The 24,826-nt window shown below is 68.5% G+C and carries 24 protein-coding genes, 1 tRNA gene and 5 pseudogenes; 18 read left to right on the top strand and 12 right to left on the bottom strand.

The window, feature by feature from the left end; genetic code table 11:
* Window positions 1-26 precede the first annotated feature (26 nt).
* Together SVTN_RS00440 and SVTN_RS00435 are read left to right on the top strand one after the other, a co-directional pair.
* Entirely contained in the window at window positions 27-668 is a 642-nt protein-coding gene (locus SVTN_RS00440) for an FxLYD domain-containing protein (RefSeq protein WP_052498804.1), read from the top strand.
* A 13-nt stretch (window positions 669-681) separates the two neighbouring features.
* Window positions 682-1,188 (top strand): DUF1269 domain-containing protein, encoded by a 507-nt coding sequence (locus SVTN_RS00435; protein WP_041127316.1) that lies wholly within the window; start codon window positions 682-684, stop codon window positions 1,186-1,188.
* A 118-nt stretch (window positions 1,189-1,306) separates the two neighbouring features.
* Here SVTN_RS00435 and SVTN_RS00430 read toward each other — a convergent pair whose 3' ends face one another.
* From SVTN_RS00430 to SVTN_RS00415, 4 genes are all read right to left on the bottom strand, one after another.
* A complete protein-coding gene (locus tag SVTN_RS00430; protein ID WP_041127315.1) occupies window positions 1,307-2,572 on the bottom strand; it encodes an arginine deiminase in 1,266 nt (421 codons plus the stop codon).
* Window positions 2,573-2,615: 43 nt separating this feature from the next.
* On the bottom strand, window positions 2,616-4,076 hold the full coding sequence (locus SVTN_RS00425; RefSeq protein WP_041127314.1) for a basic amino acid/polyamine antiporter: 1,461 nt from the start codon (window positions 4,074-4,076) through the stop codon (window positions 2,616-2,618).
* Window positions 4,077-4,325: 249 nt separating this feature from the next.
* The gene (locus SVTN_RS00420) at window positions 4,326-4,634 is read right to left on the bottom strand and encodes a hypothetical protein (protein ID WP_052498803.1); all 309 of its coding nucleotides are present in this window, start codon (window positions 4,632-4,634) and stop codon (window positions 4,326-4,328) included.
* Window positions 4,635-5,144: 510 nt separating this feature from the next.
* Window positions 5,145-5,993 carry an SDR family NAD(P)-dependent oxidoreductase gene (locus SVTN_RS00415; RefSeq protein WP_041127313.1) on the bottom strand — a complete coding sequence of 283 codons (849 nt, stop codon included), beginning with the start codon at window positions 5,991-5,993 and terminating at the stop codon, window positions 5,145-5,147.
* Window positions 5,994-6,096: 103 nt separating this feature from the next.
* Here SVTN_RS00415 and SVTN_RS00410 point away from each other — a divergent pair, with 103 nt between their 5' ends.
* Together SVTN_RS00410 and SVTN_RS00405 are read left to right on the top strand one after the other, a co-directional pair.
* Window positions 6,097-6,708, top strand: coding sequence for a CGNR zinc finger domain-containing protein (locus tag SVTN_RS00410; protein ID WP_041127312.1), 612 nt, complete (start codon window positions 6,097-6,099; stop codon window positions 6,706-6,708).
* Window positions 6,709-6,931: 223 nt separating this feature from the next.
* Window positions 6,932-7,909: pseudogene (locus SVTN_RS00405) on the top strand (IS701 family transposase).
* A gap of 120 nt (window positions 7,910-8,029) precedes the next feature.
* Here SVTN_RS00405 and SVTN_RS00400 read toward each other — a convergent pair.
* Window positions 8,030-8,227, bottom strand: a complete 198-nt coding sequence (locus SVTN_RS00400) for a hypothetical protein (RefSeq protein WP_041127311.1) — start codon at window positions 8,225-8,227, stop codon at window positions 8,030-8,032.
* Window positions 8,228-8,293: 66 nt separating this feature from the next.
* Here SVTN_RS00400 and SVTN_RS41620 point away from each other — a divergent pair.
* From SVTN_RS41620 to SVTN_RS00385, 3 genes and pseudogenes are all read left to right on the top strand, one after another.
* Window positions 8,294-8,898: pseudogene (locus SVTN_RS41620) on the top strand (IS5 family transposase); the annotation flags it as partial.
* Between the two features lie 144 nt (window positions 8,899-9,042).
* Window positions 9,043-9,789, top strand: coding sequence for an IS5 family transposase (locus tag SVTN_RS00390; RefSeq protein WP_041127310.1), 747 nt, complete (start codon window positions 9,043-9,045; stop codon window positions 9,787-9,789).
* 127 nt (window positions 9,790-9,916) lie between these two features.
* A complete protein-coding gene (locus SVTN_RS00385) occupies window positions 9,917-10,666 on the top strand; it encodes an IS5/IS1182 family transposase (protein WP_041127309.1) in 750 nt (249 codons plus the stop codon).
* Between the two features lie 188 nt (window positions 10,667-10,854).
* Here the strand turns inward: SVTN_RS00385 and SVTN_RS00380 are convergent.
* Window positions 10,855-10,928: transfer RNA gene (locus SVTN_RS00380), tRNA-Met, on the bottom strand.
* 645 nt (window positions 10,929-11,573) lie between these two features.
* On the opposite strand from SVTN_RS00380, the gene SVTN_RS00375 reads away from it, so the two are divergent.
* Window positions 11,574-12,377, top strand: a complete 804-nt coding sequence (locus SVTN_RS00375; RefSeq protein ID WP_245727403.1) for a CPBP family intramembrane glutamic endopeptidase — start codon at window positions 11,574-11,576, stop codon at window positions 12,375-12,377.
* Here the strand turns inward: SVTN_RS00375 and SVTN_RS45220 are convergent.
* Window positions 12,373-12,639, bottom strand: a pseudogene (locus tag SVTN_RS45220) (IS5/IS1182 family transposase); the annotation flags it as partial. The gene SVTN_RS00375 and the pseudogene SVTN_RS45220 sit on opposite strands and share 5 nt — an antisense overlap.
* Before the next feature lie 80 nt (window positions 12,640-12,719).
* Between SVTN_RS45220 and SVTN_RS00370 the strand changes: the two are divergent.
* On the top strand, window positions 12,720-13,556 hold the full coding sequence (locus SVTN_RS00370) for a DciA family protein (protein WP_063782228.1): 837 nt from the start codon (window positions 12,720-12,722) through the stop codon (window positions 13,554-13,556).
* Window positions 13,557-13,578: 22 nt separating this feature from the next.
* Here SVTN_RS00370 and SVTN_RS00365 read toward each other — a convergent pair whose 3' ends face one another.
* On the bottom strand, window positions 13,579-13,917 hold the full coding sequence (locus tag SVTN_RS00365; RefSeq protein ID WP_041127307.1) for a thioredoxin family protein: 339 nt from the start codon (window positions 13,915-13,917) through the stop codon (window positions 13,579-13,581).
* A 176-nt stretch (window positions 13,918-14,093) separates the two neighbouring features.
* Here SVTN_RS00365 and SVTN_RS00360 point away from each other — a divergent pair, with 176 nt between their 5' ends.
* From SVTN_RS00360 to SVTN_RS41615, 5 genes and pseudogenes are all read left to right on the top strand, one after another.
* On the top strand, window positions 14,094-14,537 hold the full coding sequence (locus SVTN_RS00360; protein ID WP_041127306.1) for a hypothetical protein: 444 nt from the start codon (window positions 14,094-14,096) through the stop codon (window positions 14,535-14,537).
* A 39-nt stretch (window positions 14,538-14,576) separates the two neighbouring features.
* Complete coding sequence (locus tag SVTN_RS00355; RefSeq protein ID WP_041127305.1) at window positions 14,577-14,789, top strand: hypothetical protein; 213 nt, start codon at window positions 14,577-14,579, stop codon at window positions 14,787-14,789.
* Window positions 14,790-15,083: 294 nt separating this feature from the next.
* Window positions 15,084-15,293, top strand: a complete 210-nt coding sequence (locus SVTN_RS00350; protein ID WP_041133342.1) for a hypothetical protein — start codon at window positions 15,084-15,086, stop codon at window positions 15,291-15,293.
* Window positions 15,294-15,369: 76 nt separating this feature from the next.
* Window positions 15,370-16,059 (top strand): restriction endonuclease, encoded by a 690-nt coding sequence (locus tag SVTN_RS00345; protein WP_063782227.1) that lies wholly within the window; start codon window positions 15,370-15,372, stop codon window positions 16,057-16,059.
* 332 nt (window positions 16,060-16,391) lie between these two features.
* Window positions 16,392-17,566, top strand: a pseudogene (locus SVTN_RS41615) (IS3 family transposase); the annotation flags it as partial.
* A 61-nt stretch (window positions 17,567-17,627) separates the two neighbouring features.
* Here SVTN_RS41615 and SVTN_RS00330 read toward each other — a convergent pair.
* Entirely contained in the window at window positions 17,628-18,620 is a 993-nt protein-coding gene (locus tag SVTN_RS00330; protein ID WP_245727402.1) for a transposase, read from the bottom strand.
* A complete protein-coding gene (locus SVTN_RS00325; RefSeq protein ID WP_041127302.1) occupies window positions 18,620-18,907 on the bottom strand; it encodes a helix-turn-helix domain-containing protein in 288 nt (95 codons plus the stop codon). The genes SVTN_RS00330 and SVTN_RS00325 overlap by 1 nt, the downstream gene beginning before the upstream one ends.
* Window positions 18,908-19,143: 236 nt before the next feature.
* On the opposite strand from SVTN_RS00325, the gene SVTN_RS00320 reads away from it, so the two are divergent.
* The 4 genes and pseudogenes from SVTN_RS00320 to SVTN_RS41610 form a co-directional block, all read left to right on the top strand.
* Entirely contained in the window at window positions 19,144-19,692 is a 549-nt protein-coding gene (locus SVTN_RS00320; RefSeq protein WP_041127301.1) for a hypothetical protein, read from the top strand.
* A gap of 22 nt (window positions 19,693-19,714) precedes the next feature.
* Complete coding sequence (locus SVTN_RS00315; protein ID WP_041127300.1) at window positions 19,715-20,251, top strand: hypothetical protein; 537 nt, start codon at window positions 19,715-19,717, stop codon at window positions 20,249-20,251.
* A gap of 29 nt (window positions 20,252-20,280) precedes the next feature.
* A complete protein-coding gene (locus tag SVTN_RS40810; RefSeq protein WP_052498801.1) occupies window positions 20,281-22,416 on the top strand; it encodes a ribosome-inactivating family protein in 2,136 nt (711 codons plus the stop codon).
* 248 nt (window positions 22,417-22,664) lie between these two features.
* Window positions 22,665-22,904: pseudogene (locus SVTN_RS41610) on the top strand (helix-turn-helix domain-containing protein); the annotation flags it as partial.
* A gap of 439 nt (window positions 22,905-23,343) precedes the next feature.
* Here SVTN_RS41610 and SVTN_RS00305 read toward each other — a convergent pair.
* Window positions 23,344-23,952, bottom strand: a complete 609-nt coding sequence (locus SVTN_RS00305; protein WP_041127299.1) for a hypothetical protein — start codon at window positions 23,950-23,952, stop codon at window positions 23,344-23,346.
* Window positions 23,953-24,056: 104 nt separating this feature from the next.
* Window positions 24,057-24,812, bottom strand: coding sequence for an IS5 family transposase (locus SVTN_RS00300; protein WP_159026393.1), 756 nt, complete (start codon window positions 24,810-24,812; stop codon window positions 24,057-24,059).
* Window positions 24,813-24,826: the final 14 nt, after the last annotated feature.

Here is a 24,826-nt window from a genome sequence, read left to right as displayed (position 1 = left end):
ACCGCGCGCCACAGGAGGAACGCACCGTGAACACCCCACTGCCCCGCGCGGGCCGGCCGGTCCGCGCTCGGGCGGCGAGCGCCGCCGTCGCCGTCGTCGCGAGCGCGCTCGCAGTAGCCGGCCTCGTGTCCTGCGGCTCGGACGGGGACAAGGCCGGGAGACCCGCGTTCAGCGAGCGCCCCACGGCGCCCGACACCGCCTCGTTCTCCGGCGAGCACCCCTCCTCGGTCGCCTCGGCGGCAGAGTCGCGGATCGCATCCGCGCAGGCCTCGGCCTCGTCCGCGGCGGCCTCGGCCTCTGCCCGGGAGGCGTCGCGCCAGGCGTCGATCGGCGCCGAGCTCGAACGCTCCCGGCAGGCGGCGGAGGACGCTCTGAAGGGCGTCGAGGGCAGGGGGAACGCTCTGAACGAGGTCGGGATGACCGGCAAGCCCCGGGCCGACACGAACGGCCTGCTCACCGTCGTCGTCACCATCACCAACAAGACGAACGCGAAGGCGTCCTACGCCGCCCGGGTCGACTTCCTCGACCCGTCGGGCAAGGTCGTCGAGACCCAGTTCGTCGGCGCCGAGGACCTCGCCCCGGGCGAGCGGAAGCAGTCCGTGGTCATCAGCCGACAGCCCCCCGAGCCGGTGCTCACGCCACGGCTCACCGCAGCGCAGAGGTACTGAGGAGGATCAGCGCATGTCCGAACTCATCGTCATCGGCTACGACGATCACGAGGCCGCGGTCAAGGCCTTCGCGACGGTTCAAAAGCTCCGTGACGAACACGTCGTCACACTGAGCGGTCTCGCCGTCGTCAAGGTCGACGACGACGGAGAGACCCATGTCGACACCCCCGCGAGACGTGAGGAGATCGCCGTCTCCGCCACGGCCGGCGCCCTCTGGGGGCTGGTCTTCGGCATTCTGATCCTCACTCCGGGGATCGGAGTGGTGGGCGCGGCCCTCGGAGGTCTCATCGGCAAGCTGACCCAGATGGGTGTCGACAACGGCTTCCGGAAGAAGGTGAGCGATCTCCTCGCCCCGGGTTCGGCAGCCGTCGTGATCATGGCCTCCAAGATCACCGAGGACCGGTTCGCCGCGGCCATGGAACCCTTCGGCGGAACCGTCCTCAAGACCTCCCTCCCGGAGGAGAGCGAGCGGGAGCTCGCCGAGCAGCTCGCCGGTCCCGCCCCCGAGACGGCGGGCTGACCCCAGGGGCCGTGCGACGTACCGCCGGCCGGGACCCGGTCGACGCCCACGGTCCGCCGGCTCCCTTCCGGGGAGTCGGCGGACCGTGGGCGTCGGTACGCGGTGCGTCGTGGTCGGCTCAGAAGTCGACGGCGTCGCGGATCAGCGGGCAGGTCATGCAGTGGCCGCCGCCGCGCCCGCGGCCGAGCTCGGCGCCGACGATGGTGATGACCTCCACCCCTGCCTTGCGCAGCAGGGTGTTGGTCTGCGTGTTGCGGTCGTACGTGAAGACGACACCGGGTTCGAGCGCGACGGCGTTGTTTCCGCTGTCCCACTGCTGGCGCTCGGAGGCGTAGACGTCTCCGCCGGTCTCGATCACCCGGAGTTGCGGCAGACCGAGGCCCTTGGCGACGACGTCGACGAACGGGGTGGTGCCCTCGTCGATGATCTCGACGCCCGGCGCCTTGTCGCTCGGCCGCAGCGAGAAGGTGTGGACGGCGTCCATGATCCTCGGATAGAGCGTGACGATGTCACGGTCCGCGAAGGTGAAAACGGTGTCGAGGTGCATGGCAGCGCGCAGTTTCGGCATGCCCGCCACGATCACGTGCTCGGCGGCACCGTTCCTGAACAGGGCGGCGGCGACCTGGGTGATGGCCTGGCGCGAGGTGCGCTCGCTCATGCCCATGAGGACGACCCCGTTGCCCACCGGCATGATGTCGCCGCCCTCGAAGGTGGCCTGGCCCCAGTCCTGTTCGGGGTCGCCCCACCAGACGGTCGAGCCCTTGAAGTCGGGGTGGAAGGTGTAGACGGCCTTCATGAGGAGGGTCTCGCCGTGGCGGGCGGGCCAGTACAGCGGGTTGAGGGTGAGTCCGCCGTACAGCCAGCAGGTGGTGTCGCGGGTGTAGAGCGTGTTCGGCAGCGGCGGCATGAGGTACTCGCGTGCACCGACACCTTCCCGGGCCAGGGACACGTACCCGGAGCGGAACTCCTCGGGCAGATCGGCTGTGGACAGTCCGCCGATGAGGAACTCGGCCAGCTCGCGCGGGGCGAGGGAGTCGAGGAACGCGCGGGTGTCGTCGACCAGTCCCAGGCCGACTTCGTTCGGCACGATCTTCCGGTCGAGGAGCCAGGCCTTCGCCTCGGGGATCGCCACGGTCTCGGCGAGCAGTCGGTGCAGCTCGACGACGTCGACGCCGCGCTCGGTGAGCTTGTCGACGAAGTCGGCGTGGTCCCGCTGGGCGTTCTCCACCCACATGACGTCGTCGAAGAGCAGGTCGTCGGAGTTGGTCGGGGTCAGACGGCGGTGCGCGAGCCCGGGGGCGCAGACCAGGACCTTGCGCAGCCGTCCGACTTCGGAATGGACGCCGAGCGCGGACGGGGCGGAGCTGGTCTCGGTGCTTGTCATGGTCAACCTTTCCGAGGGAAGCCGGACATGTGTCCTGACGGGTTCAGAGCTCGATCCAGCCGGCGGCGAGGGCGACGACACCGACGACGGCCCCGACGACGGAGACCGCGCAGATGACGGCCTCGGCCGGGGAGAACAGACGCCGGTTCTGCTCCCTCCTGGCCTTGACGAACAGGAAGGTGGCCGGGGCGTAGAGGATGAAGGAGACGAGGACGAACTTGAGTCCGGCCGCGTAGAGGAGGAACGCGGTGTAGAGGGTGGCGAGGACGGCGACGACGAGTTCGCCGCGCGTGCCGTTCCCGGCGGTCTGCTCCGCCCGCGGCCGCAGCGCGATCTTCACGGCGAAGGCGGCGGCCAGGAGGAAGGGGATGAGACTCAGGGAACTCGTCAGGTCGAGGGCGAAGTTGAACGCGTCGTCGGAGAAGGCCGTGACGACCAGGACGATCTGGCTGAGGGACGTCGTCATCAGAAGGGCCGGGACCGGGACGTCGTCGCCGCTGGACCGCCCGAGGAAGCGGGGCATGTCCTTGTCCTTGGCCGCGACGAAGAGCACTTCGGCGGCCATCAGCGTCCAGGCGAGATAGGCGCCGAGGACGGACACGATGAGGCCGACGCTGACGAAGACCTTGCCCCAGGTGCCGACGGCGGCCTCCAGGACGCCCGCCATGGAGGGCTGCCGGAGTTCGGCGATCTCGCTCATGGGCAGGATGCCGTACGACACGATGGTCACCGAGGCGAAGATCGCGAAGACGCTGAGGAAGCCCAGGATCGTGGCCCTTCCCACGTCCTCCCGGCGCTTGGCGTGCCGCGAGTAGACGCTCGCGCCCTCGACGCCGAGGAAGACGAAGACGGTGGCGAGCATCGTGCCGCGGACCTGGTTGAACAGTGAGCCCGCGTAGTCGGCGCCGCCGAAGTTGTCCGCGAAGACGGACGGCTCGAAGTAGAAGAGCGCCAGGATGATGAAGACGATGATGGGAACGATCTTGGCGACGGTGACGATCCGGTTGATCGCGGCCGCCTCCTTCACTCCGCGGCGGACGAGCAGGAAGAAGCACCAGAGTCCGGCGGAGGACAGGATGATGGCGAGGGCGGTGTCACCGTCGCCGAGTGCCGGGGCGACGGCACCGATCGTCGACATGATCAGGACCCAGTAGGTCACGTTGCCGACGCAGGCGCTGGCCCAGTAGCCGAAGGCGGAGAAGAAGCCGAGGTACTCGCCGAACCCGGCCTTGGCGTACGCGTAGACGCCGGCGTCCAGGTCGGGGCGCCGGACCGCGAGGGTCTGGAAGACGAAGGCGAGCATCAGCATGCCCAGGCCGGCGACCGTCCAGGCGATCAGCGCGCCGGCGACGCCGGTCTCCTGTGCGAACCGCCGCGGCAGGGAGAAGACACCGGCCCCGACCATGGAGCCCACGACCATGGCGGTGAGTGTCAGAAGGGTCAGCTTGGCCGCGGGCGGGGAATCGCCGGAGAAGGCCTCGGTCTTGCTTTCCGCATGGGTCATGGCGTACCTCGTCGACGGGGTCTGTCGGTTGCCGGAGCGACTCCCGACCGGCCGGGGACCTGCTGCGGGCCGGGAGTCGACGGCGCCACCGGCCTGCCGGGACGGCACGAACCCCGCAGGCGCTGCCCTGCTCGTCGGACTCCACCGATGCCCCCTGCCCAAGGAAGTGACGGTCGTCGATGCCGGACCGCCCACTGGAAGAGGAATCTAATGCCAAGAGTGTTATTTTGTCCTGATTTGCGCATCCATTCACTCGGGAAGGCCGGGACGGACGGCACGTGCCGGTTCGGTGTCACTCGCACCTGCCCGTGGGCGGCGAGGGCGTACAGTCACCCCGAGCGAGCCGAGGCCCGCCACGGCACCGAGAACGGGCAGCGGCCGGCGATTCCGCTTCAACACCTCGACGTCATGCTTCAGCTCACCGATGTCCTTGCTGAGCTGGTCGCCGCGTTGGACGAAGAGCGCGAGCGCGCCGTCGACCTCCGCCAACCCCGTACGGATCTCACCGCAGGACTCGGCCGGCTGTTCGCCGACGTGCGTCGACCCGGTCGGCGTCACGAGCGGCTCCGGGCACCCACCCGACGGTGGACCGGTCACCGATTGGCGACCCCACCGCGGCCTTCACCACGGACAAGGCGCCCGGGACGGGCGGAATCGCGGCGACGCTCGTGAGGTCGAAGCCGTCCGCTGCTCCCCGCACCGGCGGGGATGGCCCCGCGGCACCGCCGGCCCTAGGCCTGCTCTCCAGGAACTCCGGCGAAGTGACACTCGGCGACGCCGATCGGCGCGCGCTGGCCCCGCTGTTCTGGACCCATGTCAACCTCTACGGCCGGTTCGAGTTCGACATGGGCAATCGGATCGATGTCCACCCGGCTGTGACCATCCCAGGTCGGCGGTGGACGAGCCGCGGGCGACGCTCGCCGGGGAGGCCGCGGAGCAGTGGTGGTACAGGGGTCTGGGCCGAAGTCATCTGCCGTGGCTTCGACCCAGACCCCTTGGTCATGGCCGGGCGGTGAGGAGGGCCGGGCCGCCTCCGTCATGACCGTGTTCCCGGCGGGAAGGGTCTTGCTACCTGTCGACGGCGCCGGTCACGTTCTGCCAGCTGTCCAGGTCTGCGATCCGTGCCTCCAGAGCGGGGCGCATGGCCGTCGCGCTGGCGGTGCCGAGGGCGAGGCGCAGCGGAGGGTTGGGGCTGTCGACCGCGGTTCGGATGCCTTCGGCGATCCGCGCGGCGGCGGAGAACGCGGACGGCGGCAGCTCTCCGATGGCCTTCTGGACCTCTCGAACGGTCTGATCGTAGTCGGAGAGGCCGGCTGCGACGTCGAGGTTGGCGAGGAAGGGAGTCGCGGTCATCCCGGGCTGGATGAGGGTGACCTTGATGCCGAGCGGTGCGAGTTCGGCCGCGAGCGCGTCCGACAGCCCCTCGACGGCGTACTTGGTGGCGGCCAGCAGGCCCACGCCGGGATGGGCGGACTGCCCGTAGACGGACGAGCCCTGGAGGACGTGGCCGGACCGCTGGGCGCGGAGCACCGGCAGGGTTGCGCGGAGCACGTTGAGCACTCCGAAGACGTTGGTGTCGAACACGGCACGCACCTGGGCGTCGGAGGCCTCTTCGACGGCTCCGAACAGTCCGTATCCCGCGTTGTTGGCCACGACGTCGATGCGGCCGAACCGTGCGAGCGTGCCGTCCACTGCGTCCCGGACGGCCTGCTCGTCACGTACGTCCGCCGGGATGAGGAGCAGGCGCTCACCGTGCGCTTGCGCCAGTTCGTCCAGGGAGGAGGTGTCGCGGGCGAGGGCCGAGACGGTGTCGCCGTTCGCCAGCGCCTGGAGCGTCAGTTCGCGGCCGATGCCGGACGTCGCGCCGGTGATCAGCCAGGTGCGAGGGTGGGTCTGGTGGTTGAGTTCTTCAGTCATGTTGCGACCGTAAGTCGTTAGCTCGCAACAGGTCAACTCGGTTGCACGCCTAGGTTGCCTCCTAGAAGGATTAGCCCCGATTGCCTTGATGTAGGGTGGACCTATGAGCAATGCGGCACCCGAATCCTCCAAGCCCAGCCCGCGCACCGTGGCACCGACGGTGGAGACCGTTCTCGCGTTCGTGAACACCCGCGCGGACGGATCGGGTCGCCGAGAACTGTTCGAAGACGGGCGCTCGTTCGCGGCGTGGCTGGCGGAGCGCGACGAGTTCGACGGCGAATCCGTGGTGACCGACGCCGACGCCGCGGTCGCGCGCGAGTTGCGTGACGCCCTGGTGACGGTGCTGCTCGCGCACTCGGGCGACGAGGAAGGCCTGGGCGAGCCGCTGCTGCACGCCGAGCGGCACCTGCGACGTGTGGGGTCGCTCTACCCCCTGGCGGCCGTGGTGACGGCCGACGGCGCAGAGCTTGCCTCGCCGCAGACCGGTGTGCCCGGCGCATTCGGAACCGTACTGGCCGCGGTGACGACGCTTGCCCAGGGCAGCGACTGGGGACGCATCAAGGCCTGCCGGAACCCCCCATGCCATTTCGGTTTCTTCGACCGCACCCGAAACGGAGCGGGGCTGTACTGCAGCACCGGCTGCGGCTCGCAGGTGTCCATGCGCAAACACCGCCAGCGGCAGCGCCATGGCAGTGGTGCGCCGTCCAAGGCATGAGGCCGCCCCTCCAATGAGGGGGGTGCAACTGGGGGCGCCCGGTCTGGGACTGGTGCTGGCCCCGACGTGGTCAGCACCAGTGGTCGTTGGCGGCCGCGGCGGGGCGAATTTGATGGCTACTGCGTGGCGATCGCGATGAGCGAGTCGGGGTTGGCCCTTCACCGGCGCTAGTAGTGCTTCGTCACGTCGGGTGATCTTTCCTGGTGGTGGGCATCTTCCGGCCATGAGGCTTGGAGAGGTGGAACGGCTCAGGGATGAGTTGTCGGAGTTCGTTGCCGATGTGTTCGCCTCACTTCCGCGGCGGGATCAGCGCCGGTGGAGCGGGTGTTGCCTGCGGGGCCTGGTGCTGGACAGGCGGCGCAAGTCGATCCAGCCGATGGCCGAGCGGCTGCCGGACGGGAACATGCAGGCCCTGCAGCAGTTCGTGAACCAGTAGCCGTGGGGATCCGCTGCCAGCGCGGCGGCGGATCGCCGAGCGGTTGAGCAGGGCGGTTGAACCCGAGGTGTGGGTGATCGAGGATGTGTCGTTCCCCAAGTGCGGCACCGCGTCGGTGGGAGTGGCCCGGCAGTACTGCGGAGCGCTGGGCAAGCGGGCGAACTGCCAGGTCGCCGTCAGCATCCAAGCGGCGACCGACACCGCCTCATGCCCGTTGAACCGGCAGCTTTACCTGCCCCGGGAGTGGACGGCGGGCTCGGACCACCGACGCTGCCGCGTTGTCGCACCCCGCCACAAGCCTTGCCCAGGCTGGCTGCCGACGCGTCTGTCTCCGCTTTCCGTGAGGTCACCTGGCGTGAAGGCAGCAAGGGGCTGATGACCTCACGGTTTGCGATGCTGCGGGTGCGACCGGCGGGCAAGCAGGCCCCGCGGGCCGCCCAGGACGCCGGCGGAGGGCACTACCAGTGGGACGGAGTGCTGCCGGTGCGGACCGTGCTGGTCGAGTGGCCCGCCGAGGAGACCGTCCCGGCCGGGTACTGGATCTCCGACCTGCCGCCGGTCACACCCGTCGAGGACGTGGTGCGGCGGGCGAAGATGCGGTGGCGGATCGAGCACGACTACCGCGAGCTCAAACACGGCCTGGGCCTGGACCACTTCGAGGGCCGGACCTGGCGCGGCCGGCACCGCCACGTCACCCTCGTCACCGCCGCCCAGGCCTTCCTCACCCTGCGGCGGCTCGACCCCAAAGCACCCATGCCGGCCTGACCCTCTACCAGGTCCTCGAGGCCCTCCAGGACCTGCTGCAGTACTGGACCGGCACCTGCACCACCTGCGGCCGCCGCCTGCCCCGCAACACGACCGGACTCAGAACCTGACGGAGCACTACTAGGAGCTGTGCAAGCTGTGGGTGGCGATCGGCGCGGTCGGCGCGGGCGCGGCGGGCGGCGCCAGCGGCTCCCCCGTCAGCATGACGGACGGCGTCGCGCTCTCGTTCTGCGTGGTCGCCGTGCCACCGGCGCCGGCCCAGGCCGCGCCGACCGCCACCAGCATCGCGGCCGTGACGATCCCATACTTCGCCTTCATCTGCTTTCCCTCCCGCACGAACTCATGATCGACACCGTTCTAGCACGCCCGTCACGGCTGGAAGAGGGCAGGACGGCCTGGCGGCGCCGGGGGGACCGGCCCGAGGCCGGTATGTGGCCGTGCCTGTATGAGGTTCTCCTTGCCGAGCTACGCAAGGCTGGCCTGCTGGACATAGACGATGCCGCGATCGACGGCTCGCATGTACGGGCCCTGAGAGGGAGGCTCACACCGGACCTTCGCCGGTCGACCGCGCGCGGCCGGGCAGCAGGCACCACCTGATCGTCGACCGGCACGGCACACCCCTCGCCATCACGATGACCGGCGGAAACAGGCACGATGTCACCCAGCTGACGCCCCTGCCGGACGCGATCCCTCGCGTCCGTGGAGTCCGGGGGCGCCCCAGGCACCGGCCAGGCTGGTTGTTCGCCGACCGCGACTACGACAAGTACCGCCGCATCCTCAGGACCCGCGGCATCACACCCGAGATCGTCCGCCGAGGTGTCCCACACGGCTCCGGACCGGGCAAGACCCGCTGGGTCGTCGAGCGGACCTTCGCCTGGCTCCACCAGTTCAAACGTCTGCGCATCCGCTACGAGATACGTGCAGACCTTTACCTCGGCCTGCTCCAACTCGCCTGCAGCATCATTTGCTTGCGACGCCCCCGAACCTGAGTGAGCCGTTTTCATCCTGTCTCTGTGGGGTGAAATGGCAGGTCAGCAGAGGTGCGCAACGAGGCGAGGCTCCTGGTCGTTGCGGTGGTGTTCTCTACGCACCACGCATCGTCCGAGGAGCCTCGCTTGGTCCCGTATCGTGCCATGGTCGACGTCCCGCATGAGCTGGTCGAGCATGTTTCCTGGCTCATCTATGCACGAAGGTGTGAACGCCGTTCGCGGTGGCGGAAGCTGGGATGCTTCCAGCAGGCCCTGCTCGTGCTGGTGCACCTGCGCAAGAACGAGACGCTGCCCGCCCTGGCGGCCGGCTTCGGGATCTCGACAGCCACTGCCTGGCGTTATGTCGACGAGACGATCCAAGTGCTCGCCGCCTGGGCGCCGGGTCTGCACGAGGCCCTGACCGGGCTGGGTGAGGGCGACTTCGTCATCGTGGACGGCACCCTGATTCCTATCGACCGCATCAAGGCGGACGAGCCGTACTACTCGCAAAAGCACCGCAAGCACGGCATGAACGTGCAGGTCATCGCGCGGCCCGACGGCACACCGCTGTGGTTCTCCCGGGCGACACCCGGCCGCACCCACGACCTGACCGCGGCCCGAGCTCACGGCATCGTCCAGGCCTGTCTCACCCGGCATGTCCTCGTCCTCGCGGACCGCGCCTACCAGGGCGCCGGCGCCACCGTCCGCACCCCGTACTACCGCCACCGCGAACATCCCGAGCACTACCAGCAGTTCAACCGCGACCACGCCCGACTGAGGGCACCCGGCGAACGGGCCTTCGCGCAGCTCAAGACCTGGCGAATCCTCCGACGAGCCAGATGCTCCACCCGCCGCATCAGCACCATCGTCCAAGCCGTCCACATGCTGCTGACCTGCAGCTATTCAGGATGAAAACGGCTCAGTAAGGATCTTCAGAGTGGTCACCGATCGGGTGACGGTCGAGGCTGGATAGCAGGCGAGGCCTTCGGGCAATGGTTCGAGATGTCTGACGTCTCAACCGCTGCGACCGGAGGCCTCGTTGGTCACCTATCCTGCCGCACTCGACCTGCCGCACGCGCTCGTGGAGTGGGTCACGATGCTGATCGTCACCCGCGAGGGTGACCGCCGCTGCAAACTGCGGCCCTCGCAGCGCGCGGTCATCGCCTTGGTCTACCTGCGCGAGCACACCACCTATGCCAAGCTCGCCGCGGGCTTCCGGATCAGCGAGGGCACCGCCCACGCCTACGTACAGAGCGTGATCAAGCTCCTCGCCGCGAGGGCACCGTCCCTGACCCAGGCACTGCGCCGGGCGCGTCCCGCATACGTGTTGGTGGACGGCACCATCGCCGAGTGCGACCGGGTCGGCGATCGCGAACGGGACTACTCGGGCAAGGCCCGACGGCATGGCGTGAACATCCAGGCCGTCACCGATCCGGCGGGCGAGCTGATCTGGTACTCGCCGGCACTGCCCGGCCGCACCGTCGACATCACCGCCGCCCGCACCCACCGCATCGTCACCGTCTGTGAACGACTGCGGATCCCCGTCCTCGCCGACAAGGCCTACGCAGGGGCCGGCGGAACGTTCCAGGTGCCGTTCAAACGCCACCTCGGACGCCCCCTCACCATGAGACAAGCAGCCGTCAACCGTGCACACGCACGACTCCGCTTCCCGGTCGAGCGGGCCTTCGCCCGCCTCAAGGCCTGGCGGATCTTCCGCAAAGCCCGCATCAGCTCCAACCGACTCACGTCAATCACCAAGGCCGTTCTCACCCTCGAGCGGCGACGCTGAAGATCCTTACTGATGTCGATTCAACAGGACCACTTCGGGCTCTCATCATGTAGTGAGGGCCCTTTGCCTCCTGCACGGCAGAGGGAGGGCCTCGCCGGCCCGGGCGGCGAGAGCCGGACGGACAGCTTGAGATGCAGGCGCACGCGTGAGGCCCGGATCCACAGGATCCGGGCCTCACGTCACTTCAGTAGCGGGGACAGGATTTGAACCTGCGACCTCTGGGTTATGAGCCCAGCGAGCTACCGAGCTGCTCCACCCCGCGTCGGAAGGTCCAACTGTACGCCATCCACAGCACCACCCAAGACCAGGCCGCCGAAGCCATCCGTGCTGCCGCGATCCAGCGGGCCCGCGCCGGTGTCGGGGTCGGCGGCGGCTCTCCCGGGCTGGCTGACCCGCCGCGCGGACGGACACGACCTCACCCTCGATCCGCTCGGTCCGCTGCCGGACGTGCCCACCTGGCGGAGCCGACCGGGCGTCCGGCCGCCGAGCGGCGGCGGGCACCGCCGACCAATCTCCAGTTCCCCATGTTTGCCTGGACGGTCGACTGAACCGCGTAGTACGTGCAAGAGATTTCATGGCTGAGAGCGGAGTGACAGACTTCAGGGACAGCGCTCCGTGCATGCGTAGTTCGAGAAAGCAGACGATGTCCGATCCGATACCAGGACCTCCGCACCGCACCCACAACTCTTGGGCGCCTCCGCCGCAGGACGGAGTGCCCGCTGCACAGCCATGGCCCACTCCACCGGGTGCGTGGAGCCTGCAGGGTCCCATGCCGCCGGCCCGCGTACTTGGACCGACGACCGTGCCCCCAGGGGCCGCTTACCACGAGCAAGGGCGCAATGGGCGCCAGCGCACTTGGGCGCGAACTGGGGAGTTCTTCCTCGTCCTTGCCCTGATGGTGGCCGGGATGATCTTTGTGTTCATCGGCTCTGCCGTCGCCGGCACGGTACTGAAACTGGGGTGGGCTCCGGACGACAGCGACAGATTCTTCGCCGATCCGCTGCTCGACAATGCTGTCCTGCTGGTGGGCCTCGCCTTGTGGACCCCGGCCGTGCTCCTTGCCGTCCGTGTGTGCGGGAAACGGCCTGCCGGCACCCTCGCGTCCGTCACCGGACGGCTGCGGTGGGGGTGGCTGGGATGGTGCTTCGGGCTGGCTGCGGTCGTGCTCGTTGTCCAGAACCTCGTGCTGATCGTTTGGGACCTGTTCCAGGAGAGCTCTGAGACCGTGACCGGGGAGATGCCCGGCTGGTCCGAACTTCTGCTGAGTCTGTTGGTGCTGTGGGCGCTCGTTCCATTCCAGGCTGCTGCCGAGGAGTTCGTTTTCCGCGGCTGGTTGGTCCAGCTGTTCGGCGGGTTTCTTCGCTCGCCATGGCCCGGGGTGGCTGTGGCCTCGCTGCTGTTTGCCTTGGCCCACGGCTTCGGGCAGATGTCAGGGTTCCTGCTGCTGTGCTACTCGGCAGCCTGGTGGGGCTGGCTCACCATCCGTACGGGTGGTTTGGAGGCGGTCATCGCCGTTCATACGGTGAACAACTTGATTGCCTTCTCGCTCTCTGCGGTATTTGGAGAGCTGGCCGATGAGAGCACCGCCGCGGATGCACCCTGGCAAGCTCTCGCGGCCGAGCTGCTGTTCGCACCGGCGTTCTGCCTGATAGCTGCTCGACTCGCCGACCGACGCGGAATCCCCACTCGTACACCGAGCCCGACAGCCTGACCGTGGTCCACCGGTGTGGTCCGAGCCTCTGAGAGCTCTCGATGCCTCTACAGGCGATGCGGCGCCGGACGCCTCGGCCGAAGAGCCATCGTCGCAGGTGGCGGCAGTCGCAGCCTTTGTCGGTATGGAGCTTGCCGGGCTTGCGTTGACGTCGGCCGCGGTGTGAAGGGGCCGACGGCATGCCCTGGACCAGCGGGATGAGGGCCTGGCTGTCATGGAGGTTGGCGCCGGAGCTCCCGACCGACAGAGACAGACTGGTCCGCGCCGTGGACGCAGCGCCTGCCCGAGCTCGCCGCCCGCCCGCTGGACCCCGCTGGACGGCGAGAACCTGGAGGTGATCGCGTGAGCCCCATACCGGAGACGAGCGGTGTCGACCTCACCCGTCAGGCACTCCTCGCCGCCCTCGAGGCGGCCAAGGCGCGGAAGACCGAGACCCGGCAGAAGCCGAAGCGGCGAACCACCACCCTCGTGCGCGACGGCTGCGCGCCGCTCGCGTTAGGTACGGCGATCGGCATGATGATGACCGTGCGCGGCCTGGTTGCCCCGGCCGACGGCGGCAGCGTCCTGGTCCAGTGGGAGATCATCCTCACTGCGGCCGCGCCCGAGCTCGCCGGACACGTGAAGGCCGTGGCGTACGACGGCGGGTCCGGCCGCCTGGACGTTGTCCCCGACGCCCCCGCGTACGGCACGAAGGTTCGCTGGATCGCGCCGAAGCTCATCGAGGCCGTCAACAAGGCGGTGCCCAACGTGAATGTTCAGACCGTGCGCGTCCTGGCCCTCACCTCCCGCGCCGCCACCACGGCTACGTCCTCGGCGGCCGCCGACGAACCGGCCCCGCGGCCGGTTGTTCTGGCCGGGCCGGTGAAGACCAGGGAGAGCGCGTCGGCCGGCTGCCACCGCGCGGTCGTCCCGCCCCACCAGGAGGACCCGGCCCTGGCCGCCGCCGTCGTACGGCAGGAACAGGCCCGCCGCGACCTTGCCGACCGTGTCTTTTCCGACATCGAGCAAGACCAGGAAAGCGAGGCGTCGGCGTCGCTGGGGAAGATCCGCGCCCAGCAGCGCCAGGCCGCCGAAGCCGTGCGCGCCGCCGCGATCCAGGGGGCCCGGGTCGAACGCGCTGCCGGGCGGAACAGCGCCGGCCGTGTGGGAACCGAGACAGCACGCCCGCGGGTTGCGTGACGGGCCTCGATGCCGCAGCACCTCAGAGGTGGCCGTCCAGGAACTCCCGTACCTCGGCGACGGTCATGAGCCCCGTGCCGTGCGCCACCACCGCTCCCTCCTTCAGCAGTACGTAGGACGGGGCTCCGGTGACCTCGTATCGCTCGGTGGCGACCGGACAGCGCGTGATGTCGGTGCGGACGACCGTCAGGCGGCCCGTGTACTCGTCGGCGATGACGCCCACGACGAGGTCCATCGTCCGGCAGGGCTCGATTGCCTTCGGCCATGTCCCGATGAAGTATGCGAGGACCGGGACCCCGCTCATCCCGAGGATGAAATCGAACTCCGCGTCCTCACGCGGCTGGTGAACCCGCTTCGCCATGGAAGCTCCTGACCTCGCGTTCCGTCATTCCCTCCCCATCATCCCCCGCGCTGCAGAGGAGCACCGAGTACGACCGTCACGTTGTTCTCCTTCACGTGCGGAGGGGTGGACACGATGATCGGCTGCGGAGCTAGTGGGTGTGATGGCACGCTGAATTGGAGGGGAAGGTGGGGGGCATGCGGGGTGACAGGCGGCAGATTCAGACGGCGGTTCTGGGCGGCGCGTACTCGGAAGAGCCGCTGATGCTCCCGCTGGAGGCGATCGAGCTGGATGTCTTTCGCCAGCAGCACGAGCACGACACGTTCTGGTGCGGGCTGCTGCTCGGAGGCTGTGGCTTGCAGCTGACCACCAAGCTGTACACCGATCGGGTCTGCCACTTCGCCCAGCACCCTGGCCCCGACGGACACCCTCACCTGTGCGGCCATCGCTCTTGCGGTGTGGCGAGCGCCGATCACCTGTACGTGAAGGCGGCTGCCGAGTCTGGCCTGCCCGTCGGCCCCGAGGGAGGATCCCGAGTCGACGACGACCGCGCCGTCATCACGGCGACGTCCTTCGCGGCTGCCGACGACCTCGCGCCGACGGTGCCGGAGCAGCGCTGGCGATGGTGGCGGGCGGCATGAGTCCCGTGCCCTGTCGCGGCCGGCTTCGTTGAGCACGGCATGACGATCTTCAACCGCCGCTTCCTCGGCTCCGCCGCTGTCGCCGTCACCGCCGTCCTCGCCTCGGCCGGGGCGGCGTCAGCCGACAGCGTCGGTAACAACCTTCCCGGGCTCGGACTCCTGTCCCAGAGCTTCGGAAACGGCGATCAGCAGGACAATGCCGCCCACACCCTGCCCACCCACAACGCTCTCAACAACGTCACCCTCCCCTGATCGAAGCTGTCCCTACGCCCTTTCCAGCAAGGCACTTGATTGCAGGCTGGGGCGCCCCGGGGCGTGGGAACTCTCGGACCGCGGGGAGGACGGGACTACCGGCTGTGTAAGGCGTGCCGACCGGGCGAGCCGTGGCGGCCGAAGTGCGCCGCGCATTATTCGGCCAGGTCCGATGGCTTTGTGCCATTCGTCGGCAACCCGCCTCCAACATCACCGAGGTGCCGCTACACAAGAAGGCTGGCGGCAACATCCAGCCGTCCGTGGGTGAAGTTGGTCGGCGGGAGGTCGGGGCGGTTGGTGACCATCAACGTGGCGGTGCTGCTCGCAGTCGTCGTCATCTGGCGGCTTCGGCGACGCACGGAGGCCCGCAGCCGCTTCGACGAGAAACTGACCGTCGTCATCGTCCTGGCACTGGGAGTCCTGCTCGCCCCCACCCCGGCCGGTCAGGGGATCTTGAACATCCTGGGGCAGTTCACGAGTGGCGTTTCTCAGGCCAGCCGATGAGCCCCCGCCCACACACCGCCCGGACAGCACCCGTCGGCGCGCACTGCGGATCACGGCTCCAGGGGGCGGGGGAGTGATGGCGGCACGTCGACGGCGCTGGCGCTTGAAGAAGCAGACCCGCAGGCAGCTGCAGGGCTGGGGCGCGGTGGCGGCGCTGGCCGCAGCGGTGTGGGTCGCCGCGAACTGGTCGACGGTGTGGCCCGTCCTGGTGACGGTGCTCGCCGCGGCCGCACTGGGCGGGGCTGGCTGGGCGCTGCTGCGGGCGCACCGCCGGGCGGTCAGCCGGGACCACGCGTGGCGAGCACAGGAGGAGGCCCGGGCGCGCGAGTTGTCCATGGCTCAGGTTGACGCCCTGACGTGGCAGGAATTCGAGAAGTACATCGCGGAGCTGTGCCGACGGGACGGCTGCACAAAGGTCGTCGTCAGCGGCAAGAGCGGAGACCTGGGCGCGGACGTCGTCGGCTACCTGGCCGACGGCCGCAAGCTGGTCATCCAGTGCAAGAAGTACGCGCCGCACCGAAGCGTGCCCTCGCAGGACATGCAGAAGTTCGTCGGCACCGCCCGTCTCGAGCACGGCGCGGACGTCGCCCTGTTCGTCACCACCTGCCGCGCGTTCACAAAGGACGCGCTGGGCCTGGCGTTGCGCCAGGACATCGTGGCCCTGCACCGCGACCTGCTGGGCTCCTGGGTCAAGGGCGCTCACCTGGAGACCCTGATCCCGCTGAACGGCAGCGGCGGCGGCACCAGGCGGCGCCCCTCCGCCTGACCACGACGCGCTGCTGTAGGTTTCCGGTCTGCTCCGGCGGATTCGTCGGTGTGGGCGATGAAGGCCCGGCTGAAGCAGACCCGCATCATCGCGGCCGCCAACAAGGCGCCGGGCCGCACCGTCGTGAACTCCCTGCGGATCCTGACGCTTGGCGCTTCCCCCCGTCGCCGGTTCGGCCGATGTCGCCCTCGGCAGACCTGGCCCGGCGGTGCCCACCGGCCCGGCGAAGACCAGGGAGACCGCGTCCGAGGGCTACCGCCGCGCTGGGCTTTACCCTGAACAGTGGACACTTCTGAGAACCGGATCTTCGGGTTCGTGGAGAGGATGTCCTCATGGGTACTGCGAGGTACTCGGGGGAGTTCAAGCGGGACGTGGTCGCGCTGGTGGAGTCCGGTGGGCGGCGTATCGGGGCGGTGGCGCGGGAGCTGGGCGTCAACCCGGAGTCGCTGCGTCAGTGGGTCGCGCGCTCGCGGGCGGAAGCGGCCACGTCCGGTGAGGGCGGTGAGGGCCCGTTGAGCCCGGCGGAGCGCGAGGAACTGCAGCGCCTGCGCAAGCAGGTCCGTGAGCTGGAGCTGGAACGCGAGATCCTGCGGAAGGCAGCCGCATATTTTGCCAAGGAGACGGGCCGATGACCGGCCGCTGGCGGTTCATCTCCGATCATCGTGACCTGTATGGAGTACGGCGGCTGTGCCGGGTGCTGGATGTGTCGGCTTCCGGGTTCTACCGGTGGGTCGCCGCGGCGGCCGTGCGGGCCGCGCGCAGGGCCGTTGACGAGGACCTGGGTGCGCGGATCGAGGAGATCCACGGCGAGTCGAACGGCGCCTACGGTGTCCCGCGGATCACCCGGGAGCTGCGGGAGCGGCACGGACCGGTGAACCACAAGCGGGTCGCCCGGCTGATGCGCGAGCGCGGGCCGGCCGGGCGGCACCTGCGGCGCAGCGTGCGCATGACGGTCGCGGACAAGGCGGTGCCGCCGGCACCGGACCTGGTGGGACCCGTCTTCGACGCTCCGGCACCGGATGTCCGCTGGTGCGGGGACATCACGTACCTGCCGGTCGGCGGGTCGCGGATGTACCTGGCCACGGTGATCGACATGCACTCGCGGCGGGTCGTGGGCTGGTCACTGGCCGAGCACATGCGCGCCGATCTGGTCGTCGACGCGGTCAGAGCCGCCGTGGTTGTGCGGGGAGGTGACGTGCGAGGCGTGGTGTTCCATTCCGACCGCGGGACGCAATACACGTCGACGGCGTTCGCCGAGGTGTGCCGGGCACCTGGGATACGCCGCTCGATGGGTCGGGTCGGCTCCAGCTACGACAACGCCCTGGCGGAGTCTTTCTTCGCCACGTTGAAGCGTGAACTGCCCTACGGCTCACGCTGGATGACCCGCCCTCAGGCCAGCGTGGCGGTCTTCGCCTGGTCGGCCTGGTACAACCGCAAGCGGCGACATTCCGCCCTGGGCTACCACAGCCCTGTCGACTACGAACGGCACAATGTCACGAGCGTCACTAACCCAACGAGCTCGTGCACGGTAAGCGGTGCGGCGTCGAGGGCTCCGGCGGGCCTGGTGCTCACCTCTGCCGTCGTGGGTTCAGGTCTGCGGTCTGCTGGAGGGAGAGCAGGCCGGCGACGGCCTGGCCCGTGTCACTCATGTGCTCGCGGCGGCCGAAGTGGCGGGCGAGAGTCCGCCAATTCTTGAGATGGGCGATGCCGTGCTCGACGCGGATCCGCCTGGAGGAATGCGCTTTGCGCTGCCGTTCGTGCATTTCCTCATACCAGTCCGGGGCGTTCTTCTTGAACTTGCGATGGGGTGGCGTCACCACGCGCCCGCCGGTTTGGGCGCCCAGACCCTGGTAGCCGGCGTCCGCGAGGATTTCCACCGCTGGACCGTCCGCCAGGAGCTTGATCAGCCCTAACTGGCGGGCATGGGTGATGTCCGCGCAGCTGCCTGGTGTGGCCGGGCTGCTGAACAGCATCCTTCCGTTCTGGTCGGTCAGGACCATGGTCTTGACAGCGTTCTGCTTGTTCTTCCCGGAGATGTAGGTGTCCCGGTCCTTGCGTCCGGCTGCGGGCCTGCGGACGCGGATCTCGGTGCCGTCGATGATCCCGGTCTGTCCGCTGGCGCCGAGGTGGTCGATGACCTCGGCGAGGGTGCGGAGCCGGATGCCGTTGGCGACGGTGCAGCCTCGCTCGGCGAGCAGCGGCCGCACCTCGCCGATCGTCCGGGTGATCGTGGAACGGTCGACCCCGAACCAGCAGGCCAACATGTCGTGAGTGGCCCCGTGACGGAGGTGCACGAGCGTGGCCAGGAGCCGGTCGACGAAGACCAGCAGATGCTTCGCACCGGCGCCGACGGCCCGCTTCCGCGGCCTGGACTCCAGCCTCGCCCGGTGCCGTTCGTGCCACAACGGACCAACCTCAGCGACGAGTTCGGCGATCACATCGACCGACAGCCCTGTGATCCTCCGATCGCTGATGATCGCTGCACGGGACCCGTTCCTCACCACACGAACATGATCAGGCATCGAGACCCGGCTCCCACCGCCAACCATGCACGAACTCATCAGTCGGAGCGGATAGCGACCTCGCCGCCGCTCTTCCCCGCCTTCGCCCGGATCGTCGGCCAGACCTCCTCGTGCTGGCGGCACACGGCCTCCGGGTCCTGCTCCACGGCCCGCTTGTCCGGGCGCTGGAAGGACAGACCCCACCGCCCCCGCGGGCGCATGACCAGCGCCTCACGGCCGCCGGCCTGCACTTCACCCCAGATGTCGACCGCCTTCAGCGACGCCCTCGAACACCGCCGCCGCAGGGCCTTCTGCGCCGACGGCGACAGATGCCGCGCGTGCCCCATCAGATCACTAACACCCCGCCAACGACCCAGAATCCGAACCTTTTCTGATCAGTAGTGATTCATTAGCGAGTCGATAGCAGAGAATGGAAAAATTGGAGCACTCGCCGCACCACGGAAGATGAAGTGTGAAGTTTTGCTTCTTGCGGGGGAGGGGGCGATTCAATTGCCATTGAATTATGTCGAGAGTCGGCGGTCCTCGGTATGGCGAGCCGACGTGATTTTATGAAGGAACTGAAATGAGAATCCCCAAGCGTCGGGCGGATCGCCGACGCGGATCACTTCTCCCCCTGGTGGTAGCCACCATCGCCGTTACCGTGCTGGCGACGCTGGGTCTTACGGGGACATCCACGAAATCTGGTGGCCAGGCACTGACGACCGCGTCGTATGTCACGAGCCAGCCCTCCTATGATTCTGATTTCATGCTGCTTGAACCAACGTACACCACCGCGCAGATCCATCAGAAGGGTCTCAACATTCCTGACGATGACACCGGCGTCGTGGTTCCCTACTACGGCCCTTTGGGGTGGAATCCCGGTGCGCAGAAGAACAGGGACTGGATCGGGATTTACGAGAAGGGTCAGTTGGACACCGCCCACCGCATCGACTGGGACTGGGTCTGCCCCAATGAGATCGGAAAGTGCGCCTCGTTCGGAGCGGCGGTCGTCCCGGCTGGAAACGACGGGCTGGCGTCCGGGAAGACGTACACCGTCGCTTACTGGGTCGGCGCGGCGAATGAATCCAAGGGTAAGCCGGCGGCCACGGTCGATTTCGTCATCCCCTGGTAACCCTCAAGGAGAAAACAATCTCATGCGAACGCGAACGCGTTTCTTCGGCCGCTGGAAAGACTTCCGGCGCAACCTTCTTGTCGCTGCCCTGACCGCAGCCGTCACCGCCGCAGCCACCCTGAGCGTGCAAGCCTTTGCAGCGAACGGCGAGACCGTGCAAGGTCACAAGTTCATCCTCGTGGACGCCCTGTGGACCACCGCGCACATTCGCGAGAAGGGCGTTCTCCAGGCGCTGGATACCGGACTGGTCGTCACCTACATCACTCCCACCGGCCGGGTTCCCGCCAACAGCAAGGACTGGATCGGGATCTACGAGAAGGGTCAGTTGGATACCGGCCACCGCATCGACTGGGACTGGGTCTGCCGTTCTGCCGAACGGTGCACCTCCCACGGCTCGGCGGCGATCCCGGCCGGTGACGACGGGATGCTGCCCGGCAAGGCGTACACCGTGGCCTATTGGGCCGACGGGGCCAAGGAGTCGGACGGCCCGCCGGTAGCCACGATCGACTATGTCGTGCCGTGGTCGGGGATCGCCCCGCCCGTGCACGACGAAGGCTGAGAAATCCGATGTCCGGAAGAGATCACCACATGTTCCTCAAATTCATCCGTGGCCTTCTCGCGATGGTTCTCGGAGTCTCCCTCCTCCCGGCCCTGGCCAGTCCCGCCTCAGCCGTCGAAGAAGATTTCATCTCCAACTACAGAAACCTCATCCAGGACATCCGGAACGGAGTGGCCAGGGACGGGGCACACACCACCGGAGCAAGTTCGGCACAGACGGAGCCACGTGAACTCGGCGACGGCATGGTCGTCGTGTCGCTCAGGGACATCACCCCCGATTACGCCCCTGAAGTGCGACTCGTCATCAATCGGACGAACACGTATGTGCAGGGCTACTACCTGCCGGCCCAGAACCGGTACTACAGGTTCCCGAACTCGTCCACGGACGACATCAACGCTCTCCCGGCCGGCACCAACCCGCAGGTGTCCACGCTGAATTTCGGCGAATCGTATCCGGATATGGGATCCAGCAGGCTCACCCGAGCGATTCCGGGCAGTTCGGACCGTCGGCCCATCAACATCAGCTGGCCGGGTCTCCAGCAGGCGATCGCTACGCTCGGCGCGACGCAGCCCGACTCCCTGCGAAGCGACAACCTGGGCGAGCCTCTCACGGTGGTCATCGTGGCCCTGGTGGAGGCAGCCCGAAACCGCCACATCGAAGACCTGCTGATAGAAACCTTCAGGACCTGGGATTCGCTGGACGCCAGCACCATCGCGGTGTTCGTCAACAACTGGGCCACGATGTCCGACATCTACGCTCAGCGGAGTGAGACGAACAACCTCTATTTCGAGTACACCTATTACGACGCCGGGCGCCTGGTGACGCAGTTCGTCAACCGGGTCTGGCTGGCCGCCTGGCTGGCGCTCCTGGCGCGCCCGAACGTGAGATCGATGCCCATGTGCTCCGACGACCCTTCACTCCCGCCCTCGCCGGAATGTGCGCAGCCCACCCCGGGGACATCTGTGGCGAACGCTCCGGCGGCGTCGACGCGGGCCGCCTACAGCTACATCGCCGACACGCAGGACGAGTTCGGTACGGGCATCGGCGTCCCCCGCAGCTACACCGGCGGTTTCTTCGGCCCCGGCACCAAGTTCGGGACCGAGGGCTACCAGTCGTCGTTCACCTACGACAACGCCGTCACCGTCATCGCCCTGACGAAGGGCGCCCGTCGTGACCTGACCCGCGCGGTGCGGCTGGGCAACAGCCTGCTGTACGCCCAGGACCACGACCCCGAGAACGACGGCCGGATCCGGGCTTCGTACCTGCCCAATCCGTTCATCACCACGCTCGGCCGCGACTACCCGGCCGGCACGCCCTACATCGGCGGCTGGTCGGTCTACACCGGGAACATGGCCTGGGCAGGCATGGCGTTCTGCCATCTCTACAAGGCCACCGGCGACGGCAGGTACCTCGACGGAGCGCTGCGGGCCGCGAATTGGATCCAGACCAACTCGGCCGACGACCGCGGAGCGGGCGGGTACATCGGCGGATACGCCGACACCTCCACCGCCGAGGACGGCAGCGGCATGGTCAAGCGGACCTGGAAGGCCACCGAGCACAACATCGACGTCGGTGCGTTCTTCTCCATGCTGAACCAGCTCACCGGCGATCAGGTGTGGAAAGCCCGGTCGGACAACGCGTTCGCCTTCGTCAAGACGATGCTGAGCGCCGACCGCAACCACCTGTGGACCGGCACCGGCCTCGACGGCGTCACCACCAACGAGGACGCCGTGCCCGAAGATGTTCAGACCTGGAGCTACCTGGCCACCCTCGACCCCGCCTACGAGCGCACCGTCGACTGGGCGGCGGGACGCATGGCCGCCACGGACGGCCCGGTGGACCCCGGCACCAATGAAAAGCTGTTCAAGGGTGTCAGCTTCGGCGCCATGGACACCACCAAGGTCTGGTTCGAAGGCACCGCTCACCTCCTGGCCGCCTACCACGTCCGCAACAAGACCGGCGATGCGGCCAGCGCCGCTGTCCTCCAGAAGACCCTGGAGAACGCCCAGACCTCGGCCCCCAACAACGACGGCCGGGCGATCGTCGCCGCCTCCGACGACGGCCTCGACACCGGCCAGGGCGACCTCTACTACGCCTCCCGCCACACCGGCGCCACCGCCTGGTACCTCCTGGCCGGTGTCGGAGCCAATCCCTTCCGCCTCTGACCACCCTGGTCAGGCGTCGTAGACGGGTCTTGACCAAGATCCACCGCTGGCCAGGAGCTTCGTATGCCTGTTTACCGGGCTACCGGGCTCCCCGGCTACCTGGCCGACTTGGTTCTCATCGAGCTCCTTCGAGTCGGCCACCGATCGTGCGGCAGACCCGGGTAGGGGGCCGTCACGCGCAATGAGCGAGGCCCCCGGGTTGTTGATCGAGACGTGTGAAGTCTCCATCACGTTGCTCGGGGGCCTCGTTGGTCGTCCATCCTGCCGCAGTCCACCTGCCCCATGCACTCGTGGAGCGGGTCACCAAGCTCATCGTCATCCGCGAGGGCGACCGGCGGTGCAAGCTCCGTCCGTCCCAGCGCGCGATGGTGCCACTGGTGTACCTGCGCGAACACACCACCCTGGCGAAGATCGCTGCCGGTCTCGGGATCAGCGAGTCCACCGCTCACGCATACACCAGCACGATCATCGACCTGCTCGCCCCGCGTCCGTCCCGATCGCATGCGGGCCGGCAAGGCGTACGCCTCCCGGAAGAACCGCGTCTACCTGCGTCGGCGAGGGATCCGCTGCACGATCCCGGACAAGGCCGACCAGGCGCGCAACCGCCGAAAGCTCGGCTCCCGCGGCGGCCGGCCTCCGCATTTCGGCCCGGTCGACTACCGTCGAGCGCTATGCGGTCGAGTGCGGGATCAACCGCCTCAAGAGGAACCGTGCCGTCGCCACCCGGTGCGACAAACTCGCGGTCCGCTACGAGACGACTGTGCTGGTCGCAGCCATCATCGAATGGCTGTGACCAGCACGTGGCCACGTCTCAAGCCCACACCGCTTTGACCACGGCGGCCGCCCTGTGCCCCACAGCGCCGGCGGAGCATGAAGACTCCCTGGGGCCGGCAAGCCCGGGGCGAGTCTTCTGCAGGCGTGGCGGCGTCAGAGGGCGCTGTCCCCGGTCTCAGCGCGTAGAGCCTGCGCCACGCGCTCCTCGACGACGCGGGCGACGGCCCAGCAGCCCGCCGCGTCGAGCTGCTTGTGCGTGGTCGCCGGACGCGCCTCCACGACGGCGGCCGTCTTCTTTGGTCCGGTCGTGACGCGGACACGCACGAAGACCGTCGTGTCCGACGGTCCGCGCAGGGTCAGGTCCAGGATGCCGTGCCCGAACGCGGTGACCTCGTCCACCCGCAGGACGGGGTCCTTCTCGACCACGTGCCGCACGCTGTCCGTCAGCTGGAAGGCGGTTCTGCCCTCGATGGCGGGCACCCGCACTTCGCGGACGGAGGGCAGGGCCACGGCTTCGGGGCCGAGCGTGAGCCCGTACCGGCGAGCCGTGCGGGCGGCGCCCACCGCTGTGGTGATGGTCAGTACGGCGGCGAAGGCGAGGGCGACCGCCGCGCCCGCGGCCAGGGCCTGGGGAGCGGCCCCGCTCCACGGTGTGCCGTCGCCCAGGACCAGCGCGGCGGTCATGGCTGCCGCGAACACCGTGCCGGTCGCCAGCGCGGGCAGGGCCAGTCGGCGGAGGACCGCCAGGCAGTAGCCGAGCATCGCATCGTTCCTCTCACAGGGGGGCGAACCACAGGTGCGGGGGCTGCCGCCGCGTCCACACCTGCGGACGACCCGGCTTGATGCCCCGCGGCAGCAGCAGCGGCTCAAGTCGGGCACACTGGCCGTTTGTCAGAGATGTTGCGGCGCCGGTAGGTCTCGGGGTCGAAGGCCGGCGAGCGGCCGCCGAGACGGCCTCGCCGTACCCGGTTTCGGATCTGGTCGGCCCGCTCGGGAATGGTGTGGGCGATGCCGCGGCCCCTGAGCCAGGTGCGGATGGCCTTCGAGCTGTAGCCCTTGTCGTCGATCACGTGGTCGGGCCTGATGAGAGGTCGGCCCGGCCCGATCCGGGGGACCCGTATCGCGTCCATCACGGTGGTGAACTGTGTGCAGTCGTTGGTGTTTCCGCCGGTCAGGACGAAGGCGAGAGGGCGGCCGGTCCCGTGGCAGGCGAGGTGGGTCCTGCTGGTCAGTCCGCCTTTGGGCCGGCCCAGGGCCGGGCTTCGGCGCCCCCTTTTCGGGCACCGGCCGCCTGCTGGTGGGCGTGGACAACGGCGGATAATGGTGGAGTCGACCGACACCAGCCACTCGATGTCTCCTGCCGCATCAGCCTTCGCCTGCGCGGCCTGGAGCATCCGATCGAACGTGCCGTCCGCCGCCCACCTGTGGAAACGGGTGTGAAGGCTGGTCCAAGAGCCGTACCGCTCGGGCACATCCCGCCAGGCGATCCCGGTCCGGAACTTCCACACGATCCCGTTGAGGACTGTGCGGTCGTCCAGCCGAGGCCGCCCCAGCACAGGCCGGGGCAACAGCGGCCGTATGAGTTCCCACTCGGCATCGGACAGTTCATGGCGGCGTATCACCCCTCCATGATCCA

This window comes from Streptomyces vietnamensis (genome assembly GCF_000830005.1).
Classification (GTDB): domain Bacteria; phylum Actinomycetota; class Actinomycetes; order Streptomycetales; family Streptomycetaceae; genus Streptomyces; species Streptomyces vietnamensis.
This window is presented reverse-complemented; position numbering and strand designations above follow the sequence as displayed.